Below are 20,874 nucleotides of genomic sequence, written 5' to 3' on the forward strand. Positions count from 1 at the left end.
GGGTCAGTCCATCAGCCGCTGCTTCCCGGTTTGACTGGCGGCGGTCCTGCCCCTAACGTGGAGTAGTCCTTTGTGTCTGCTATCTGCACTCATTCATGCCCATCAGGGTTCTGGGAATCAGGGTCCAGGTCCGGGTTGAGAGCAGTCAGAACACATGAAATAAGCGCCGCTTGTTCTTCCCCCTTGTCGCAGCAAGCCAGCGCAACTCAGATTGTCTTGGAGTAACTACCGTGAGCAAGCGGACTTTTCAGCCGAATAACCGCCGTCGTGCCAAGAAGCACGGCTTCCGCCTTCGCATGCGTACCCGTGCAGGCCGTGGAATCCTTTCCGCACGCCGCGCCAAGGGCCGCACCGAACTGTCGGCTTAAATAGCCTCAAATTTGTCGATGCTGCTTACCGGCAGCTCCGTTGCCAATTCCAGGTGGTCTGAATGCTGGCCCTAGGGAACCGGATACGGACATCGGCGGATTTTTCTTTTACTGTACGTTCCGGTGTCCGCAGTGGACGCCGGAACGTCGTGTTATATGCGGTGGTAACAGGGCCCGCCCCTACCCGGGTAGGCTTCATCGTCGCAAAAAGCGTTGGGAACGCCGTGACACGCAACCTCGTTAAGAGAAGACTGAGAGAAGCAGCTGCCCAAAGTCTGCGTGAGCACCCCTCCGGGTTCGACATCGTTGTCCGTGCCTTGCCGCCGGCGGCGGGTGCATCCTGGCAGGAGCTTCGCACAGACTATTTGGGTGCGCTGCGCACCTGTGCGGGGAAACTGAACCGCACCCAAACGCCAAGCCAGAAGGGGTGACCCGCTGATGAGCCGTTCCGGTACTGATCCGGTAAGGGCTGTTCCGGCGATTGTCCGCGGCGTGTGGAATTCCCCGCGCCTCCTTCTCATGGGCCTGCTGATGGCCTACCGCAAAACCATTTCGCCTCTGTACGGACCGGTCTGCAGGTTTTTCCCTCCTGTTCCGCATATGCTCTTGAAGCCGTGACTGTTCACGGGGCCGTTCGCGGCACCTGGCTGGCGGCGCGGCGGCTTGTCCGCTGCCACCCGTGGAACGACGGCGGCGTGGACCATGTCCCGCCCGGACACAGGATTTGGGACCAGGAAAAGGTTCCGAGGATTATTGTGCTGAATCATCCCGTGATTCCAGCCGACGAAGACAGCCGCGAAGCGGCTTAGGAGAGTAAATGGGTTTCTTCGATACGATACTGTTCCCCTTTAAATGGGTAGTGTCCTGGATCATGTGGATCTTCCACGAGGGGTTTGTTTTCCTCGGGATGGATGAGGCTTCGGGCTGGACCTGGACTCTCTCCATCATCGGCCTCGTGATCGTGATCCGGGCCGCGCTTATCCCGGTCTTCGTCAAGCAGATCAAGGCGCAGCGCGGTATGCAGTCACTGCAGCCGGACTTGAAGAAACTCCAGCAGAAGTACAAGGGCAAGACCGACCAGCTGTCCCGTCAGGCAATGACGCAGGAGCAGATGGCTCTCTATAAGAAGCACGGGACCAACCCGTTTGCGGCCTGCCTGCCGATGCTGATCCAGATGCCGTTCTTCTTTGCCCTGTTCCAGGTTCTGAACGGCGTATCAAGGGCCAGTGACGAAGGTATTCACATTGGCGCGCTGTCCGCGGAAGCCATCCAGCAGTTTGACGCGGCGACTATTCTTGGTGCTCCGCTTTCGTCTTCCTTGCTGCACGGAGGCGGCGGTGACGGTCAGCTCGCCGTCGTCATACTCTCCATCGTCATGATCCTTGCGATGACCGCGTCGCAGTTCATCACCCAAAAGCAGATCATGTCCAAGAACATGTCCGAGGAAGCCCTCGCGAGCCCGTTCATGCGGCAGCAGAAGATGATGCTGTACATCCTGCCGCTGGTCTTCGGTATTGGCGGTATCAACTTCCCGATTGGTGTGCTGATCTACTGGACGACCACCAACCTGTGGACCATGGGCCAGCAGTTCTTCGTGATTCGCCGGATGCCTACGCCGGGCTCCCCGCAGCCAAGGCCCTGGCCGAACGCCGTGCCAAGAAGGGGCAGCCGATGGTTCCGCTGCTCGGTGAGTCAAAGACCGGGGCGGCCGAGCCGGCGCCGGTTGCCACCAAAACCCAGCGCCAGCAGCCCCAGCGGAAGAACAGGAAAAGGCGATGACATCCGAGCCCCTGGCGGAATCTCCTGACGCTGCTGCCGACGCTGTCGAAGAAACGGCGGCCCCGGCCGGGGAAGCAGCAGAGCCGCGCGGTCCCGGCCGCCTGGAAGAAGAGGGCGACGTAGCAGCCGACTATTTGGAGGAACTGCTGGATATCGCAGATATCGACGGTGATATCGATATTGAGGTGCGGCAGGGACGGACTTACATCTCCATCGTCGCCGAAGAGAGTGGCAGCTCGGACCTTCGTGCCCTCGTGGGCGACGACGGCGAGGTGCTGGAAGCGCTGCAGGAGCTGGCGCGGCTCTCCGTTTTGACGGCCACTGACAGCCGTTCGCGATTGGTCCTGGATATCACCGGGTACCGCAGGGAACGCGGCGCCGAACTCAGGGTTATCGCCGAGCAGGCCGTCAGCCGGGTGAAGGAAAGCGGCCAGAATGTTGCGCTGCGGCCGATGAGCGCATACGAGCGGAAAATAGTGCACGACGCCGTTGCCGACCTTGGCCTCTTCAGCGAGTCCGAGGGCGAAGGGGATGCCCGGCACATCGTGGTGTCGCTGGCGTCCTCCTAGGCCCGTTCCCCGCTGTAAAACTGCACCGCAGACAAGGAAGCACCACGTGGTTGAAACAACGCCCGCAGAACGCAAGGCGGCGGAAAAGATCTTTGGGTCCCGGTTGGATCTGGCCGAGCGTTATGTAGAACATTTGGCGACCTCCGGCATGGAGCGCGGACTGCTCGGTCCCCGCGAAGTTCCCCGGCTGTGGAGCCGGCATGTGCTGAACTGCGCGGTCGTGGCCGATTTGATTGAAGAGAACGCCAGAGTAGCCGACGTCGGCAGCGGCGCCGGGCTGCCCGGGCTGTGTCTTGCCATTGCGCGCCCGGATCTTCAGCTGACGCTGATCGAGCCCCTGGAACGCCGGGTGATCTGGCTCAACGAGGTCGTGGCGGATCTGGAACTCGAAAACGTCACCGTCCTCCGCGGCCGCGCGGAGCAGGTGGCCGGGGATGTCGACGCCGACGTCGTTACAGCCCGTGCCGTCTCTGCCCTGGATTCCCTTGCACGGCTGACCATTCCCCTGCTCAAGGGACGGGGAGTGGTACTGGCCATCAAGGGCCGAAGCGCCGAGGAGGAAATCCGGAAGGCCACCAAAGCCATCCGCAGGCTTGGCGGGCGGGAAACGTCCATTGTGACGGCCGGAGAGGACGTCCTGGAGGAGCATACGACGGTGGTCAGCATTTTGGTGGGGTAGCCCTCCCGGCATGATCTTCTGCACACACCGGCTGCGATCCGGGAAAATTGCCGGGCACCGGATAGGCTATATGAACTGATGCCTATGTTTGGAAAGTGAGCATGTCCAGGTGAGTGCGCGCCGTGAATCCGCTGCAAAACGGATTCCACCCTTTGCAGCGCTGGGGTCTGCCCTCTCGGCACAGTTCTCCAGGATTCAACCCCAAATGTTTGCCAGTAATCAAAATGCGCCGGCTGTTGCATCCGCAGAGGCCGAGGCCCGAGCCGAGGAAATCGCGAGCGTGGTTTCGGATCCTCCATCGTCGCAGGAAGTTCGGCCGTATTCCGCTCCGCCAGCGCCTGTAACGCAGGATGTGGTTCCCCAGGCTTCGCTCCCTGAACCGGCACCAGCGCCTGAACCCTTGGAACCTGTTTCACGTGAAACATTAGACAGCGTTGGCACCCTGCAAACGGCAGCTGATTCGGCTGCTGGCCCCGAGGCTATTGAAGGTGGTGGAACTGGCTCGGTGGCTATGCCGTCGAAGTCGGTGGACGTTATGGATTTGATGGACGAAAGCACCCCCTCGCCCGGGAACTTGCGCACGAGAACCGCCGCCGCGAGAAACTCCGGGGCAGAGTTCTGCCGCGTCCCGCTGAAACGCGGATCATGACGGTCAGCAACCAGAAGGGTGGTGTCGGAAAGACGACCACCACGGTCAATCTGGCTGCTGCCCTTGCCAGCGCCGGGCTGAACGTGCTGGTGATCGACATTGACCCGCAGGGGAATGCTTCCACCGCGCTTGGAATTGAGCACCACGCCGAGGTGGAAAGCATCTACGACGTGCTTATCGACGACCTTCCCTTGGGCAACGTGGTGGCCCAGTGCCCCGATATCTCTAATTTGATCTGTGCTCCGGCCACGATCCACTTGGCTGGGGCTGAAATCGAGCTGGTATCCCTGGTAGCCAGGGAACAGCGGCTCCGCCGTGCGATTGACACTTATGCCGCGGAACGGGAACGCAGAGGCGAAGAACGCCTGGACTACATATTCATCGACTGCCCTCCCAGCCTTGGGCTGCTGACCGTTAATGCGTTCGTCGCCGCTAAAGAAGTCCTGATCCCAATCCAGTGCGAGTACTACGCACTGGAGGGTCTAAGCCAGCTGTTGAAGAACATCGAGATGATCCAGAAGCACTTGAATGCGGACTTGGTTGTTTCAACGATTCTGCTGACCATGTACGACGGCCGAACGAACCTAGCTGCGCAGGTTGCCGCGGAGGTCCGGGAGCATTTTCCGGAGCAGGTCCTTGGAGCGGTGGTCCCGCGGTCCGTGCGCATTTCCGAGGCGCCAAGCTATCAGCAAACGGTCATGACCTACGACCCGTCCTCCAGCGGTGCGCTTTCGTACTTGGAAGCCGCCGCGGAAATAGCGCAACGCGGATAGATACCCGTCGTGCCTCCGCAGTAGTTGTCGTTTGGAATCGTAGAATACAGTCAGAATCAATCCATGCCGCTTGCTGTGTGCATAAGGGAAGGACATACCCATGACCGAGAAGCGTCGTGGTTTGGGAAGAGGCCTGGGGGCGTTGATCCCCAGTAGCGCAGATACTGAGGACGCGTCGCCGGTGACTCCGGCGCCAGCACGTGCCGGCCGCCCCGTGGATGTCTTTTTCCCGTCCGCAAACGATGAAGTAACGCCCTCCCGGCCGGTTGCCGGCGGACGCCGCAGTTCAGGAATCAATAAGGACGCGCTTCGGGGTCCGGCACCTTCTGCGGGGGGTACTTCGTCAGCGAAGAGCCAGCGGAAGACCGGGGGCCGAATCTTGACGCGAGGAATTCAGACGTTGAGAATTCATCTGTATGTGATGCCACTGGCACCGCCGACGCCACCGATGCCGGTGCCGGTGCCGGTGCCCTGAGTGTCCAGCCAGGGCAGCACAGCGGTGCTGCCGGCCCGGCGGCTGAGGACGGCCTCGAAGTGGACGGCCAGAATGCTGCAGAAGCCCTTGCGGCCCCCACATCGCGGGTTAGGAAGAAGACTGCGGTGGCAGGAACCGGAAGTGCATCCGCTTCGAATGGGGTCTCAACCGATGAGGCTGTTTCACGTGAAACACTGGTCCAGGTTCCTGGTGCCACGTTCGCAGAGCTGCCGGTTGACTCTATTCATCCAAACCGAAAGCAGCCCAGGTCCGTCTTCGACGAAGATGACATGGCCGAGCTGGTCCACTCCATTCGGGAAATCGGAGTTCTGCAGCCGATTGTCGTCCGACCCTCGCCCGAGAACGACCCCGAGCACCCCTATGAGCTTGTCATGGGCGAGCGGCGCTGGCGGGCAAGCCGTGAGGCCGGTCTAGAGGCAGTACCTGCGATCATCCGCTCAACGCAGGATGTCGATCTGCTGCGCGATGCTCTGTTGGAGAACCTGCACCGCAGCCAGCTGAACCCGCTCGAAGAAGCTGCAGCGTACCAACAGCTTCTAGACGATTTTGAATGCTCCCACGAAGAGCTTGCCGACAGAATTGGTCGGTCCCGACCCCAGGTAACCAACACGCTGCGGTTGATGAAGTTGCCGCCGCTGGTTCAACGCCGACTTGCGGCCGGGATTTTGTCCGCGGGTCACTCGCGTGCCCTCCTTGGGCTGGGCGACGCCGCGGAGATGGAGAAACTGGCACAGCGTATCGTCGCGGAGGGATTGTCGGTAAGGGCAACCGAAGAGATTGTTTCTTTGAGTGACGGCCTCCGTCGCCCCCCGAAAGAGACGAAGCCGAAGGTGGGTGCCAGGCATGAACGGCTGGACTACCTTGCCACTTCTCTATCGGACCGGTTGGATACCAACGTGAAGATCACCCTCGGCGCCCGCAAGGGGAAAGTCAGCATCGAGTTCGCCAGTGTTGACGACTTGAACCGAATTATGGGAGTGCTCGCGCCGCCGGCCAGCTGACTACTGCATGTAGGGCCGGCGTTGTCTGGATCACATTGTTACCGGTCTGCCTGCGGGAACGAATCTGCAAACGCTTGGCTTGTAGTTTCTATCGTCTTTGGACAGTACGCGTGGGTGTTTCACGTGAAACACCCACGCGTACTGCTTTTCAATGGCTACTTAATACCGAGTCCTTGACCCGGTCGCCGTGGGCCAGTCCCTCAGCCACCTACATATGTCGTCTTTCGACCGGATCCTCGCACCACGTGAGCCCTTAGGAGTTGTTTGGCGTGAAGAACAGCTGATCTTGTGGGACGTCCAACCCTTAATACGCCAGCGGTGGCATGCACCTCGGTGAGTGTTCACCTGTCATCTGCAAGGTCGTGCGAACCTCGCATACAGCCGCTGGAACTGTTCGGGCCTGGAGAGTTCTGGTGTTTCCCGTGAAACACGTGATCTCACGCAAAGTGGAATACAGGCGGATTTGCCTGATCTATCAGTTCCTTAGCCCGTATCGTTAACCTCCGCCTATCACCGATTTCGGCCACGGTCGACAGGTTGTCCGTGCGGAGGCAGGGTCGGATACCAGTCCAGCTGATGAGCCGGGGTTGGTATGCGGGATCGGTGCGAATGTGAGCTCACGGGAACGGCTGTTTGCAGGTACGTGCCTCCTGCTCCCGGACATCGTCGCCATTGAGCATGTCAGGCGCCGCATTGGCGCTTGAAGTGCCATGTTTCACGTGGAACCTCATCATGTTAGGCCAGGGCGAAGCACCTCGGATCTAATTCACTAGGATGTAATGCGCTAGGGCAGCTGGCGGATGAAGCCGCATTGCCTCGGAGAGGAGCGACGCCTTACCCTGGACGCCGTTCAGCCCCAGCCTTTGATCTAGTTGGCCGCGGGCCTGGTTCGGTTGATGGTCCTGCCTGTACACCTCACCCTGACCGTCGGCCGTGCTGCGACTGTGCTGCTGTTGCTTGGCCACTTCCATGCCGGCACCACCGTGGTGTTTCACGTGAAACGCGGCGGGAGCCCTACTCTCAGTTTGCGACAGACGTAGGCGCCCGAGCGAACATGTGTGGAAGCGAGTTCGGCGCCGCAGGACTACGCGGCGACTACCGGAGGGATGATATGGGAGATCACCCAAGAGAGATCAGCCAAGAGAGATCACCCAAGAGAGATCACCCAAGGCCGGAGGCGCGACGGGGTGGCTACCTTGGCGTCTGTTTCACGTGAAACAGAGAACTGACTTGTGCGCCGCGCACTGACGTTCACCGGGGGCCCGGCTACCGTCGTTAGCGGTTATGTGCGCCCCATCGTGCCTGCATTGCTCCAGCAGTTGCTTTCGCGCAGCACATCGCCACCCTTTGTAGGACAGATCCGACCCGCTACGGTGGCGCGCCTAGGACCATATGTCTCATCGTGTTGATCCCGGATCGCAGATCCTCAAAATTCCTCAACAAGCAGGAACTCAGCAATTCCCTACGCGATGACAAGCAGTCCTCGTCCCTCCCGTACACCGCAGGGCATCATGTCTGTGGAACGGGACCGCAAGGTTTATCGGGGCACGCATCAGCGTGGTCTCGACCCAAAGCCTCCGCACCACTTCTCATACGTTCGTGCCGGCGCCGACTGACCGGGCTCATCGCACGCGGTGATCAGGGATGTGACTTCAGGCGGGCTGCTGTTTCACGTGAAACAGCGTTGTCGACTCGTCCGTTTCACGTGAAACAAGGAGATGAGACCTGGATTCTCCAGGGAAACACGACCCCCTTCATTCGGCCTCGTGCTCCTTCCGCAAGTCTCCGATTAGGACGCCAAGACCACCGGAAAACCCGGCTACGACCGTTCTACGGTCACAAGTAGACGCTCCCTCCCTGCTGTTGTTTGTATCGGAACGGTAATGCTCAGCTAGTCCCAGGAGCCCTGAATCAGCTGCTGCGGCGTGATCGGAGACATCCGCGAGGAACTTATTCAGCAATGGACGGGCCGTAACTGGTCTTGTTAAATGTCGAGAACGCCTCCGTGGTGCTGAACAGTTCAACGCGGAGTAGCTGGCGTTCAACCTGAGAGTTCTGTACCTGGCTCCCGAAAAGGGTCTGGATATGATCCCATTCCCCTCACAGCGGAGGAAATTGGGCGCCGGGAGGCGGTGGAGGTGCATAGGGTTTCATGGCTGACATATGCGCCCGATGAACCCTTCAGGAGTTCAGTTAATCAGCCAGGTTCTGCCGCCGGGGCGACAAACCCTGAACAGCTCATCGGCCCTCTCCTGATGATGAGGAGCGATCACTCCGACACGGGAGAAAACGATGTTGAAGGATGCATCGGGGAAGGGGAGGGCTGCGAAGTTCGCCACTACCACTGGAGGCTGGCGGCCCGGGCATCCGCAAGACGCTTACCCTCATCGATCAGCTCCAGCATCAGATCGTATGCGGCCACCTCCGCCCCGGTGTCAACGGGCGGTACCGCAGCGTTGCCGGTTCCTGCCACGACATCCAACACGTGATCCCGGCTGCATACGCGGCAGTCCTTTACGAGTGGGGGCCAAGGACGGGAATCATCTTCATTGGCTACGGAAGTATAGTTCCCCAGCGCCTACCGGACTCTTGCTGTCGAGCCTCGCTGAGCAGCCGGTAGGCTCAGGTCGGCATCAGAAGCGAGGGGTGGGGGTCACGGTGATGCCCTCGACCGCCGCACCGGCCCTGGCATTGGCCAAAAGCCATGTGCGTGCCTCGCCATGTCCCGAGAGCACGAAGCCGCCTTCGGGGACGCGGGTTCCGGTCGTAAATTCACCGACCTGGCGGTCGTTGATCAGACTGACCTTGCCGCCCGTCACGGTCACCTCGCAGCCGATCGGGTTGGTGGACGTGGTTGGCACCCTGTCTGTGTAGGCCACCAGGGCATTGAGTTCGAGAGCGATGTCGATGCCTGACAGCGGATAGGAGGCCGAGCCGATCTTCACCACGGGCCCGGGAGGCTGAGCCAGCGCGGGCGGCAGGGCCGAGGGCATCGGCTGCTCGGGAATGACGTTGCCCAGGACGAGCGGGGCCAACTGCTTGGCAAAGGCCCACCCCCGGTCGGAATCGGTCTTGTGCTGCCACAGGAATGCCCCCCGGATCGTTGGGAACTCCTTCTCGATCGCCCGCCAGGCAGTGCGGATCTGATCGATCGAGGAGTAGTTCTCCATGTTTTCCATGCCGAAGCCCACGACGATCTTGCTCGCGTCCCCGCCGGCCACGTTCAGCACCCAGTCGCGCGTGGTGGCAATGATGTATTCCGGGTCGGCGAGCCCCGTGCCGTCGTAGAACTGTGGCCCGGCGTAGGTCATGAGGTCCCTCGACAGGGCCTCGCGGATCATCGCCTTGTCCTCTGCCTTCCAAGGGGCAGGCGGGGACGTGATGCCGAAGTCCTGGCCGAACCGGCGCTTCAGCTCCGTGAACATCCACAGATACTCGGCCGTGTTCGGCGTGGCCTCGGCCTCGAAGGTATTGAAGTCGACCCCGTCGATCACGGGGCTGGTCAGGGTGCCACCGAGCTCCGCGTTGATGCGCACGACGCTGTCCACGAAGCGCTGGCTCACCGACCGTGAGGAGAAGTCAATTCCCTGGCCCGCGCCCCCGTGGAGAGCACGACACGCTGACCCCGGGCACGGACGGTCCTGATGTCGGCGTCGATGTCGTTCATGCCCCACCCGATCCCCCCTGCGTCACCCGACCGGCCGGCGGCGAACAGGTAGAGCACGTTGTACGACTGCGGGACCTGTGTGAGTCGGATGTCAGCGTTCCAGCGCGTCCAGTAGACGGCGTTGACCTTGCTGGGCAGCTTGGTCACAAGAGATTCCTTCGCGTTCCGGTTCGGACGGGCACCGGGATCTCTTCAGCCGTACATCTCGAGCACGCCACCCGTAGTATCCTCGCGCATCTCCGTGGTGGCACACAGGCTCCTCTCGTTCATCGCATCCACGATGGGTTGGAGTGCGTCGACCGAGTTGAGCGTCGCCTGTCCTTGGCCGTCATGCATCGTGATGATCGAGTCGGCCCGCATCCTTTGGACCGTGGCATCGATGATCTCCTGGGTGGTCGCGCCCTCGTAGTCTTGGGTATCCACGATGTTGTCCTCTTCGTGGTACCCCCAGGGCATCACGAGACGCAGGTCGAGCTCTTGTGCCACCTCGTCCACCTGCTTGTTGATCGCACCGTAGGGCGGGCGGTAGAGCGTCGGGCGAGGGGCGCCAGCAGCGATCAGGGCCTCGTTCGTCCGCTCCAACTCACTACGCACCCACGCGGGACTCCAGGTCTGCTTGGTGCCGTCGGGCAATTCTCCGGTCATCATGTTGGCGTGGTCCCAGGAGTGGTTGCCGATGACATGGCCCTCGGCAAGGGCACGGGTAACAGTGTGCTCGCGCCCCTTGATTCTTTGACCGTTCCAGAAGAAGACGGCGTCGATGCGGAAGCCATCGAGCGCGTCGAGCACCCTCTCGGTGTTCTCGCGCGGGCCGTCATCGAAGGTGAAGGTGACGTGGCCGCCCGAGCAGTCGTTGTCCAGCGGGCGCTCCGTGATCGGATCGCTCCGGGTTGTGGCGGTGGTGGCGGCAAACGCTGAGCCGGAGTGATCCTGGATGACCACCTGGAACGTCCCGGCGAGGGCGACGGCAGCAGCCGCCGAAGCGGCTACTGCAGTTATCCCGCGGCGTGTCAGAGTCACTCTGCTCCCTTCTTGGTGAAGACGAGCCACATGTCAGCGTCTGAATGAGCACCGGCAGGCATGGTGGCGGTGAGCTCGTAGTATGCGCTGTCCCGGAGAGCTTGAAGCAGTACGGCCTGTCCTGCGTCCTGATCGGGTTCCCCGGTGCTGGCAGAGCGAAGGATGACGGACTGGAAGCTTTGATTCTCCACAGCCACCCTGATGGCTCCCTCGCCCTGGGGATAGAGGGAGAAGGTCGTCTCCCAGGTGATCTCGGGGCGATCGCGCAGATGGTACTTCAGGGAGTCCGACGCCGAGGAGATGTAGACACCCGGCCTGGCATCGTCCTCGATAACATCCACGACGGGCTGGACGCTGACCCAGGAGTTGTACATGGTATCCGAGCGGGAGACCCCGAACAGCAGCGTCGTAGATAGCAGCACCACCACCGGGAGCAGCTTCCATGTGCGCCTGGACAGCTTCGCCAGTGCGTAGCCGGCCAGGGGTGCCAGGAAGAGCGCGGCGTACGCCAGGTGCTTGTCGAAGGAGAAACCCTCGCCCAGGACCAGTTGCGCGGCGGGTAGCGCCAGGCCGCCGCCGAACAGCACCAGCGCCACCAGTGCGTGCCGCGGCCCTCGGCGGGCCAGCAGCAGTCCTCCCACCAGTGCGATGAGGATGAGGATGCCGATGTCGAGCACCAGCCATGCCACCAACTCGTCCGTCGAGTGTGGGCTGAACACGCTTCGATCGGTCAGGGATGTGACACCCGCGCCGATCTGATCCGACCAGGCGAGCCAGGCGGCACCAGGGACGGCCACGGCGATGACGCCCGCGAGCGCTGCGCGCCAGCGTGGCGAGGCCAAGAACACCACGACGAGCACGACCGGGATGAAGATCGCGCCCGAGTACTTCATGACAGGGACCAGGCCGAGGATGATTCCGGTGGCCACGGCTGACATCCAGCCCGTCTGGACGCCTGTCCAGACGGCGGCAGCGAGCATGGCGATGACCAGGGCGTCGAAGGTGGCCAGGGCACCCGCGAACACCACGGGACCCGTCAGCGCGAAGACGGTAGCCGCGAGTATGCCCTCACTCCGGTACCCCAGGTAGGCCAGCGTCCGGTAGACGAGGATGGTCGCCGCCAGCACGCAGAGCAGGCTGAAGCCCCGGACCAGCAGGAGCCCTCCGATGGTGTCCAGCACGGCAGCGAACACGGGGTAGACGAACGGCACGCCGGGAAACGAGTCGCCGTACGTCTCGACGCCGTCGCCCGTCAACCAGTGCTTGAGGTAGTCGTGCCCTGCGTTGATGTAGAGCGCTTCATCGATGAAGGCGGTGTTGGACAGCCGCAGGCTGAGTACGGACAACAGTGCCAGCAGCACGATCAGCGGGGTGCGGCCCACCCAGCGTCGTGTGCTCTCGACCTGCAGCTTGGGCGGCAGGGCCTGACTGACGGCCTCGTTCCACGTCGGCCGATGGTACCCGTCGGCCGGACGGTTGAGGGTGTCTGTCATGAGCGCTTCCTCCTCGGAGGCAGAGTGGCATCGTGTTCGTGCTTGGGCAGGATGCGGCGCACGGCGATGCCGAGGACCGCCAGTGTGAGAACCGTCAGCGCGGCCACGCCGGCCATGAAGCCGTTGTGGGTGACCTCCTCGAGGAGGCCCAGGAATGTGTCCATCAGGTCAACCACTCTTTCTCGCCGCCGCGCAGTGCAAGGCGAAGTGCCTTCCAGTACGCGATCGACTGGTAGGCCTCGTAGATCCACAGCGGGATGATGAGAGTGGCGTAGATTCGCGCCCTCCACCCTGCGTCCCAGGTGGCCACCAACTGGTCGAGCATGAACACCGGAATGATGAGCAGCCAGAACGGATGGAAAGCCACCTCCTCGAAGATCAGGGCATAGCTCCAGATCATCAGCATCAGCACCGGGATGATGGTGCGGAAGTAGGTCCATGCCTGTACCGCCCACGCCTTGCGGGTGTGTTCCACGAATCCATAGGTGAACAGGGTCTCCAGCGTCCCCCGCTGCCACCGCAGTCGTTGGATTCTCCAATCGCGCCACGTCGGCATCACGTCGGTGTCGACGATGCAATCTGCGGCGCACCGCGGGTCGTAGCCCACACGCTTCAGTGCCACGGTCAGCTCGTAATCCTCCGTGAGGGAGGACTCGTCATACACCAGTCCCTTCACTCCGGGAATGACGCTGCTGCCGCGCATCTGGGCCACCTTGCGCAGTGCTTCCACTGTGAAGATGGTGGCTGCGCCCGACAGCACGTGGATGCGCCCAGCACGGCGGTGCACCGAGCGCAGGCCCTGGGTGTATTCGATCTTCTGCAGCAGGGCCACGCGCGACGGGTGGTCGGCGGCCAGGTAGGAGCCGCTGATCCCACCCCGTAGCGGCCAGTGCTCGAAGTAGGCCATGCCGGCAGCGACGAAGTCGCGATTGAGACGGCTGTCCGCATCCATCATCAGCACGACATCATGAGGCTGGAGACCAGGGAGGACCATGGCGAGCCCCTGATTGAGCGCCCCCGCCTTCTTGGCGGTGTTGTCCCAGGTTTCCAGAACTTCCACCCCCATGGCTTTGGCGATGTCCACGGTGCCGTCGGTGCAGTTGTCTGCCGCCACGAGGATCTGGTCGGGGGCCTGAGTCTGGCGACGCAGGCTGTCGATCGTCTGTGCGATCCCGATCTCCTCGTTGTGGGCAGGGATGATCGCAATCACTCGTACAGGCGACCGGGGCTCCTCGACTGCCTGCGCGAGCGGCTTCCGGCGGAGGTCGTTGCTCAGTTTCACGACGGACCCCCGTGCTGGACTTCCGCGCAACGGCGACAGGTTCCCCTGGACAGCTCGTGCTCCGTCTGGGACTGCTCCTGCGGCTCGGGGGACGACAGGGCAGGGGGCGCCTCTGGTGGCAGTCATGACTGCTGCTCCTCCTGAAGTGGAGCCAGAAGCACGCGGCTGGTGGTGTGGTGGATGTGATGGATGATCAGCAGCGTTGGAAGCGCCATAGCTTTTGGCTCGTGCTCCTGCGGTGACAGCCCGTCGGTCGGTTCTGAACCGTTGACGAAGTTCGATGATAACGGCTACATCGAAGTCAAAATCGGCTTCTGCAATCGGTGCGGCTTGCGGACCGTCGCCGTGAACGGTCCCGGTGATTTCCCCGGCGGCTTCCAGCAGATGGAAACGCAATTCTTGCAGAGTCACGGCCGCACCCCCCTTGTCTGGTCAAAGAAAACTGGTCATCCTCCGTGTGGATGATCCGCACGAAGGCGTCGACCGGGGCCCTGCCGTGGGCAGGGCATATGCCGCTGGTTAACGCAGTGGCGGGAATTCGAACCTGCGGCCCGGAGCACTGCAGGTGATTGCTGCTCTGAATGCTCCGCAGCCTCTGGCTAGACTTTGGTGTCCGAATCGACCAGTTCAGGCTAGGAAAACGGTCGCCGCCCGGCACGCGTAACAGCTACTGGTTCCACTCCCGGTAACTCTCGGCAGGACACCTAGCGCCGGCGTCAGCGGCTTCTAAAGACAAGTAGTCCGGTGCCGTGACCGGATTCCGGATTGGTGTTCGGGGGAACAAATCACGCGCACGTGAAACAGCGGCGGCACCTCCCGTGGGAGATGCCGCCGCCGCTGCGTGTTCGGTGGGGCCTGGCCTAGAGTCCGGCTACGCGCCGTTCCTCCGGCTCCTCAGCGGGGTTGAACCGGATCACGTCGTCTAGGGCCAGTGTGCCGGTGGGCTGGTCTTCTTCCTCGAGCAGGTAGAGCCGCTGGATGCCGATCACGATGGCATCGGCCACCGTCTGGCGGAAAACGGGATCGGCGAGCCGTTCCGCATCGCCGCGGTTACTCAGGTACCCCAGGTCCAAGCCGACGGAGGGAATGCCGGACAGCTTCAGGGTGTCCCAGGTCCGTCCGTGGACGCCCAGGCTGTCCATTCCCGTGCGTGCTCCCAGCTCCTTCATCAGGAGGATGGCGGCCCGGTGGCCAATGGGGGAACGCGGCTCACCGGTTCCGGGCAGGCCCCAGTAGAAGGCGGCGATGCCGGAGGCGGCTTCCTGGTTCAGCCAGTCGCAGTGAAGGTCCAGGCTGAGGCTGGGCACCCGTTCGCCGTCGGGCTCGATCCCGGTGGCTGCGGACGTGCGGGTGACGACCCGGGCACCGAATTCCCGAAGGATGCGTTCCACCCGCCGGCAGATGTCCGCGGCGACCAGCGCCTCGGTCAGCGGCTCGGAGGTCAGCCGTTCGACGGCGTGGGGGGAGGCCAGCTCCGACGTGCCGCCGCTGAGCGCGATCAGCCGGCCGCGCAGGGCGGTGGTGGAGCGGTCCAGCCGCTCGTAGTCGCGCAGGGCAAACGCCTGGCTTGGCGTAATGGCACGGTTGACCCGAGCCATGGCCCGCATGGTGGCTTCGTCACAGACACCGCTGCCGGGGATGCCCAGGTTCTGCTGGAGCTCGGCGACGGCGTAGCGGGTGCGGACGTTGAACTCACCGTCAATGTGGCCGTAGTAGAACCCGAGGTGCGAAAGGTGGCGCTGGAGTTCGGCGACATCGTCGCCGCGGGCCGGCGGTTCACCTTCGACGAAAGCCAGGGTGCGGTCTCCGAACCGGAACTGTGCGTCGGCCAGGGCCCGCAGGGTGTCGGGGCCTGCGACGCCGTCGACAATCAGGCCGCGGCTCTGCTGGAAGGAGCGGACGGCGGCGTCGACGTGGTCGTCGAAAAGGGTGGGATTGGTGACGGAGTCCGGAGCCAGGTAGGACATGGAGATGCCGGCACGCAGCAACGCTTCACGAAGCGAGACTACGGGCCGGCCGGCGTCCGTTCTCCGCAGGGTTTCTCCTGCCGAGTGCATGGTCTTGTCTTTACTTCAGGAACGCCGCGAATTCCTGCTCCAGGACCTGCTTCGGCTTCGCGCCGATGGATGTGGCAGCCACCTCGCCGCCCTGGAAAACGTAAACGGCGGGGATGGACGTGATCCCGTACTTGGCTGCGATGGCCGGGTTGTCATCCACATTTACCTTCACGACGTCCACCTTGTCGGCATACTGTGCCGCGATGTCGTCGAGGATGGGGAGAGCATACGGCACGGGCCGCACCATTCAGCCCAAAAATCGACAATGACCGGCTTGTCTGCCGTGAGGACATCCGCTCCAAAGGAAGCGTCGGTTACATCTTTCGCGTTGCTCATATTGTTGCTCCTAAGAGGTTTTGGATCTTAAAGGGCTGCGTGTTCGGAGACAGCTTCGGCCGTCGGGGTCGGAACTTCCGCAGCCGTGTCGACGGCGTCGCCCAGATCGGCCAGGTAGTGTTCGACGTCGATGGCCGCCACGCACCCCGAACCTGAGGCGGTGATCGCCTGGCGGTAGGTGGGATCGATGACATCGCCGGCGGCGAAGACACCGGGCAGCGAGGTCTTGGACGTGCGGCCGGCGACCGCGATGGTGCCCTCCGTGGTCAGCTCCAGCTGGTCCTTGACCAGCTCGGTGCGCGGGTCATTGCCGATGGCCACAAAGACGCCGGTGACGGGAAGGTCCGACTCGGATCCGTCGACAGTGCTGCGCAGGCGCAGGCCGGTGACTTTATCCTCACCGTGGATTCCCGCGACCTCGGAATCCCAGATGAAGCGGATCTTCTCGTGGGACAGGGCCCGGTCCTGCATGATCTTGGAGGCACGCAGGGTGTTGCGGCGGTGGACTACGGTGACACTGGCGGCGAACTTGGTCAGGAACAGGGCCTCTTCGAGGGCGGAGTCGCCGCCGCCGATGACGGCGATGTCCTGGCCCTTGAAGAAGAAGCCGTCGCACGTGGCACACCAGCTGACGCCGCGGCCGGAGAGACGCTTTTCGTCCTCCAGGCCGAGCTCGCGGTAGGCGGAGCCGGTGGAGATGATCACTGAGCGCGCCAGGAATGTTTCGCCCGTTCCAATGGTGACCTTCTTGATGTCACCCTCAAGGTCGACACTGGTTACGTCTTCAAAGAGGATTTCGGTCCCGAAGCGCGCCGCCTGCTTTTCGAACTGGGCCATGAGGTCCGGCCCCATGACGCCTTCGGGGAAACCTGGGAAGTTCTCCACATCGGTGGTGTTCATCAGTTCGCCGCCGGCTGTGACGGAGCTGGCGATCAGCAGCGGCTTGAGGTTCGCGCGGGCGGTGTAAACGGCCGCGGTGTAACCGGACGGACCGGAACCGACAATAATGACGTCGCGTACGCCGTCGGCGGCTGCGGGGGTTTCGATGCTCACGGTTGGGTGTTCCTCTTCTCGGTTGAAAACTCTCTCGATCCGGCGTGATCCTGCTTGCTTGTGATGCCCTTTGCGTACTCCGGGATCACTGGGCACAACGGTTACAGCCTTCAGCTTATTCCGGGCAGGGCCCCGTGACACGGCAGTGCCCGGCTCGTGGGCCGCCCGTGCCCAATCCCTCCGGCTCCCCGGTGCCCTAGGAGACGCTGATCTCCGCGATCCTCAGGCCCCAGGGATAAGCGGCTTGGAGACCTCCGCTGAGGCGCGGCAGCTGGGTGAAGTTCACGATCACGTACTTGGCCGTGGCGGCCTCGCCGTCCACCCTGGGTACGGGGAAGCTGGTGCTCGGCCCGGTGAAGCCGCTCTCGGCCACCGGGGTGGCGCCGTCGAGGGTGGGGGTGTCATTGAGCAGTACAGAGAAGCTGCCGCCAGTGCCGTTGAGCTGGCTGATATCGATCTTGTTGACCGCCGACTCTTCCTCCAGTTCGACGACGAGCGCGAGGTTCGGTGCTAAACCGCCGAAGGTGTCGTTGGCGTAGACATAGCTGGACCAGTACGTGGCCGCATTGCCGTCCAGGATCTGCGGCAGCGCGCCGTCATTTTCTGCGTCGAGGCCGGGGTTCCCGGGCACCAGGCGGCTGATTCCCACGGGCACCGGTGCCGCGGCGGCCTGCTCCGGAGCGTCCGATGACGGAGTATCGGCGGGCGCGGGGGCCGTGGCCGTCGGCTCTGCCCCCGGACCTGCCTCCGGAGTGTTCTCGACCCTGCCCAGTGTGCTGACAGACAGCACGACGGCGGCAACCAGGACGAGCGTCAGGACGGCACCCACCAGCACCCGGCCCATGGTGCGGCGTCCGCTGGAGGAATCGTCATCTTCGCCGTCGTCATACTCCTCATAGTTTTCACCGCCGCCGGAACCGCCGGACACGGCACCGCCGGACACGGCACCGGAGGCAACAGCGGCTTTCGGGAAGCTGGCGGGGCGCCGCTCGCCGGTGTCGCCGGAAGAAGCATCACGGGCGGCAGAGGGGACAGTGCCGTTCCCGGCCGGGCTCTCGTCCGCCGCGTAATCGGTCTCCGTCCAGCGTGAAACTTTGGGGGTTTGGCCGGTGGCCGGCGCCTTTGCCTGGCCGGACACGGGCCGGGCGGCGGGGGAGGGGGCATGTTCGCCGCTCCGGTGGCTGCTTCGGCGGGTGCATCGTCGGCACCGCCGAACTCCAGGTCGCGGGCGGCGGCAGCCTCTTCGGCGGCGGTAAGGGCACTGCCCGTGCCTGCTGCCGCGCCGGCCCGGCCGAACTTGGGAAGTTTGGGGAGCGGGCGGCCGGAAATCAACGGTTTGCGGGGAGCGCGCTCCGCGGGTTCGTCAACGTACCGGTCCTCATCCTCAGTTTCCGGTTCCCGGGAGCGGGGCATTCCGAAAATCTCGGAACCGAGGGTGTCGGTGAAAAAGGGTTCGACATACGGAGCGTCGCGTTCAATGACCAGGTCCAGCAGGTCCGCCGCGTTGGCGTTGTTGGTGACCAGGTAGGTGCGGCCGTCGCTGACGCCAAGATCCAGGATCTGCACGTTGCTGGCCCGTTCGCCGGTGGCGATTTCCCTGGCGCTGGCACTGACCTGGGCGGTGTTCTCGGGTGCCGCCAGGAGGATGCTTACGGCACGGTTCAGCACCTGGTCCACGCCGTCGAGGACCAGGTCGTTCTCCGCTGAGGCCAGGACCTGGGCGGTGACCTTGTAGCGGCCTCCCAGAGTTGAGCCTGCATCTACCGGCTGTGGCACGTGTTCCTCCCATGGAAACGGCAATTACTGCATTCAATATGCTGCGGACAGATCTGCTGTTTGGTTGATGGCTGTTTAAACGACGAGACTCCATCGCATACCTTATTACCCATGCTACCCGCGCGCGTTGCCAAACCCTGAGTCGGCACACTGGGGCCGCCGGGCGGGGCCCCAGGGAGTAAAGCTCCGCAGCAGCCGCTGTTTAGCGGCGGATCTTTGCCATAACCGGGGCGAGGAAAGCATCCAGCTCCCGGACCTTGAGGACGCGGAGCATGAAGTAATAGGACACGGCCATGAGCGAACCGCAGACCAGCAGGGAGACCAGTGAGCCGGTCAGCGACTGCCAGGCGAACCCGTCGGCCGAGTAACCGCCAAACATGCTTAGGGCCGCCGAACCGAGGATCGCGCTGCCCAGGGCCGCCAGCGTCAAGCGGACATGGACATCGAAGATCCTGCCCGCACCGTAATGTCCCAGTTTCCGGGTGAGGAAGAAGTGGCTGATCACCACGCCCGCGACGTTTCCCAGTGAATAGGCAATGGCCAGCCCGAAGACAATCCGGTTGGCCGGCAGCGCCGCGGCCCCGACGGCCAGCAGGATGCCGAAAACGGACAGGAGGATCTGCATGACCATGGGCGTCTTGCCGTCTTCGTCGGCATAAAACGCGCGGTTCATCAGGAAAGTGGCGCTGAGGAACGGGGCGCTGATGGCCAGCAGGACCAGGACCTGCGCCTGGACGGCGGCGGAGGCCGTGGAGCCGCCGCTGAACCACACGCTGATGGGTCCGGCCAGCACCACCAGTACGGCGGAACAGAACACCGTTGCCACGCCGATGGCCCGCAGCCCGGAGGAGATGGTGCTCGGACCTCGGCCAGATTGCCCTCGGTAAACGCGTGGGACAGCTGGTTGAACAGCACGGTGGCCAGGGACAGCGTGATCACGGAGTGCGGAATCATGTAGAACATGGAGGCAATCTCGAGGTTCACGTGGCCGGCAATGACCTCCGGCGGGTTCATCGCCGCGTAGGCCGGACGTGCGGCCGTGGCGAGGGTGGCGACATTGTTGTACACGAGGTAGGCGCCGTTGCCCACCAGCATCGTGATGATGGTCCATTTAGCCACCCTGCCGGTTTGCCGCAGGCCCATGCCGCGCACACGGAAATTCGGGCGCAGCCCCAGTCCCAGCTTTTTGAGCGGGATGAGCAGCACCAGGGCCTGGACGGCGATGCCCAGGGTGGTGCTTCCAGCCAGTATCAGCGTCGCTGAGGAGGTCCAGTTTTCCGGTGAGAAGCTGTTGGTCTCCTGGTTGCCAATCAGTGCAATGAACAGCAGGATTCCCGCGATGGAAACCAAGTTGTTGACCACCGGAGCCCACATGTACGCTCCGAAGCGCCCGTTGGCGTTGAGTGTCTGTCCGATCACCGCGTAGGCGCCGTAGAAAAAGATCTGCGGAAACAGCCAGTAGGCGAAGGTGGTGGCCAGCGGGAGCTGCTCCCCGCTCAGCTGCGTCACCAACGGAAGGATCCAGGGTGCGGCAAGGGTCGCCGCCAGCGCCAGGACGCCAAGCGCGGCCAGGCTCAGGGTCATCATCGCGGAGACATACTCCCTGCCCCGGTCCGGGCGCTTGCTGGCTTTGATGATCTGCGGCACGAGCACGGCGTTGAATACGCCGCCGGCCAGCAGCAGGTAGATGAAGTTGGGCAGCACGTTCGCAGCGCTGAAGATGTCACTCACCAGGCCGGTGGTGCCAATGGCGACGGCCAGCAGCGCCGTCCGGACAAGGCCAAGGACACGGGACAACAGGGTTCCAGCTGCCATGACCGCACTGGAGCGCGCGGTACTGGGAGCAATATTCTTTTCGGCCATCGTGACCCTATGC

16 protein-coding genes and 6 pseudogenes are annotated in these 20,874 nt (G+C 63.0%); 8 read left to right on the top strand and 14 right to left on the bottom strand.

Features of this window, described 5'->3' with window-relative positions:
* The first annotated feature begins 230 nt into the window (after nucleotides 1–230).
* From rpmH to OL239_RS01190, 8 genes and pseudogenes are all read left to right on the top strand, one after another.
* A complete protein-coding gene (rpmH, locus tag OL239_RS01155) occupies nucleotides 231–368 on the top strand; it encodes a 50S ribosomal protein L34 (protein WP_056010217.1) in 138 nt (45 codons plus the stop codon).
* A 62-nt stretch (nucleotides 369–430) separates the two neighbouring features.
* Nucleotides 431–799 carry a ribonuclease P protein component gene (gene rnpA / locus OL239_RS01160; protein WP_268910382.1) on the top strand — a complete coding sequence of 123 codons (369 nt, stop codon included), beginning with the start codon at nucleotides 431–433 and terminating at the stop codon, nucleotides 797–799.
* Between the two features lie 7 nt (nucleotides 800–806).
* Nucleotides 807–1,177 (top strand): annotated as a pseudogene (gene yidD, locus OL239_RS01165) (membrane protein insertion efficiency factor YidD).
* A gap of 8 nt (nucleotides 1,178–1,185) precedes the next feature.
* A pseudogene (yidC, locus tag OL239_RS01170) lies at nucleotides 1,186–2,147 on the top strand (membrane protein insertase YidC).
* Nucleotides 2,144–2,716 carry a Jag family protein gene (locus OL239_RS01175; protein ID WP_268910383.1) on the top strand — a complete coding sequence of 191 codons (573 nt, stop codon included), beginning with the start codon at nucleotides 2,144–2,146 and terminating at the stop codon, nucleotides 2,714–2,716. The pseudogene yidC and the gene OL239_RS01175 overlap by 4 nt, the downstream one beginning before the upstream one ends.
* 46 nt (nucleotides 2,717–2,762) lie before the next feature.
* Entirely contained in the window at nucleotides 2,763–3,395 is a 633-nt protein-coding gene (gene rsmG / locus OL239_RS01180) for a 16S rRNA (guanine(527)-N(7))-methyltransferase RsmG (RefSeq protein WP_268910384.1), read from the top strand.
* 535 nt (nucleotides 3,396–3,930) lie between these two features.
* Nucleotides 3,931–4,817, top strand: a pseudogene (locus OL239_RS01185) (ParA family protein).
* 471 nt (nucleotides 4,818–5,288) lie between these two features.
* Complete coding sequence (locus OL239_RS01190; protein ID WP_268911634.1) at nucleotides 5,289–6,314, top strand: ParB/RepB/Spo0J family partition protein; 1,026 nt, start codon at nucleotides 5,289–5,291, stop codon at nucleotides 6,312–6,314.
* Between the two features lie 2,189 nt (nucleotides 6,315–8,503).
* Here the strand turns inward: OL239_RS01190 and OL239_RS19910 are convergent.
* From OL239_RS19910 to murJ, 14 genes and pseudogenes are all read right to left on the bottom strand, one after another.
* The gene (locus OL239_RS19910; protein WP_442864188.1) at nucleotides 8,504–8,659 is read right to left on the bottom strand and encodes a class I SAM-dependent methyltransferase; all 156 of its coding nucleotides are present in this window, start codon (nucleotides 8,657–8,659) and stop codon (nucleotides 8,504–8,506) included.
* Complete coding sequence (locus tag OL239_RS01195) at nucleotides 8,653–8,787, bottom strand: hypothetical protein (protein ID WP_268910386.1); 135 nt, start codon at nucleotides 8,785–8,787, stop codon at nucleotides 8,653–8,655. Before OL239_RS01195 ends, OL239_RS19910 begins: the two co-directional genes overlap by 7 nt.
* A 160-nt stretch (nucleotides 8,788–8,947) precedes the next feature.
* Nucleotides 8,948–9,862 (bottom strand): hypothetical protein, encoded by a 915-nt coding sequence (locus OL239_RS01200; protein WP_268910387.1) that lies wholly within the window; start codon nucleotides 9,860–9,862, stop codon nucleotides 8,948–8,950.
* 11 nt (nucleotides 9,863–9,873) lie between these two features.
* Nucleotides 9,874–10,128 carry a hypothetical protein gene (locus OL239_RS01205; protein ID WP_268910388.1) on the bottom strand — a complete coding sequence of 85 codons (255 nt, stop codon included), beginning with the start codon at nucleotides 10,126–10,128 and terminating at the stop codon, nucleotides 9,874–9,876.
* Between the two features lie 45 nt (nucleotides 10,129–10,173).
* Entirely contained in the window at nucleotides 10,174–11,001 is an 828-nt protein-coding gene (locus OL239_RS01210; protein ID WP_268910389.1) for a polysaccharide deacetylase family protein, read from the bottom strand.
* Complete coding sequence (locus OL239_RS01215) at nucleotides 10,998–12,494, bottom strand: ArnT family glycosyltransferase (protein WP_268910390.1); 1,497 nt, start codon at nucleotides 12,492–12,494, stop codon at nucleotides 10,998–11,000. Before OL239_RS01215 ends, OL239_RS01210 begins: the two co-directional genes overlap by 4 nt.
* Nucleotides 12,491–12,658, bottom strand: coding sequence for a hypothetical protein (locus tag OL239_RS01220; RefSeq protein ID WP_268910391.1), 168 nt, complete (start codon nucleotides 12,656–12,658; stop codon nucleotides 12,491–12,493). The genes OL239_RS01215 and OL239_RS01220 overlap by 4 nt, the downstream gene beginning before the upstream one ends.
* Nucleotides 12,658–13,776 carry a glycosyltransferase gene (locus tag OL239_RS01225; RefSeq protein ID WP_268910392.1) on the bottom strand — a complete coding sequence of 373 codons (1,119 nt, stop codon included), beginning with the start codon at nucleotides 13,774–13,776 and terminating at the stop codon, nucleotides 12,658–12,660. The genes OL239_RS01220 and OL239_RS01225 overlap by 1 nt, the downstream gene beginning before the upstream one ends.
* 860 nt (nucleotides 13,777–14,636) lie before the next feature.
* Nucleotides 14,637–15,833: a peptidoglycan-binding protein gene (locus tag OL239_RS01230; protein ID WP_268910393.1), complete on the bottom strand. Its 1,197-nt coding sequence runs from the start codon at nucleotides 15,831–15,833 to the stop codon at nucleotides 14,637–14,639.
* A gap of 10 nt (nucleotides 15,834–15,843) precedes the next feature.
* Nucleotides 15,844–16,100 (bottom strand): annotated as a pseudogene (trxA, locus tag OL239_RS01235) (thioredoxin).
* 96 nt (nucleotides 16,101–16,196) lie between these two features.
* Nucleotides 16,197–17,216, bottom strand: a complete 1,020-nt coding sequence (gene trxB / locus OL239_RS01240) for a thioredoxin-disulfide reductase (RefSeq protein ID WP_442864271.1) — start codon at nucleotides 17,214–17,216, stop codon at nucleotides 16,197–16,199.
* A gap of 202 nt (nucleotides 17,217–17,418) precedes the next feature.
* A complete protein-coding gene (locus OL239_RS01245; RefSeq protein WP_268910395.1) occupies nucleotides 17,419–18,150 on the bottom strand; it encodes a hypothetical protein in 732 nt (243 codons plus the stop codon).
* 452 nt (nucleotides 18,151–18,602) lie between these two features.
* Nucleotides 18,603–18,998, bottom strand: a pseudogene (locus OL239_RS19915) (ABC transporter substrate-binding protein); the annotation flags it as partial.
* A gap of 202 nt (nucleotides 18,999–19,200) precedes the next feature.
* Nucleotides 19,201–20,861: pseudogene (gene murJ, locus OL239_RS19920) on the bottom strand (murein biosynthesis integral membrane protein MurJ).
* Nucleotides 20,862–20,874 lie beyond the last annotated feature (13 nt).

The sequence above is a fragment of the Arthrobacter sp. ATA002 genome, assembly GCF_026898095.1.
GTDB lineage: Bacteria > Actinomycetota > Actinomycetes > Actinomycetales > Micrococcaceae > Arthrobacter_B.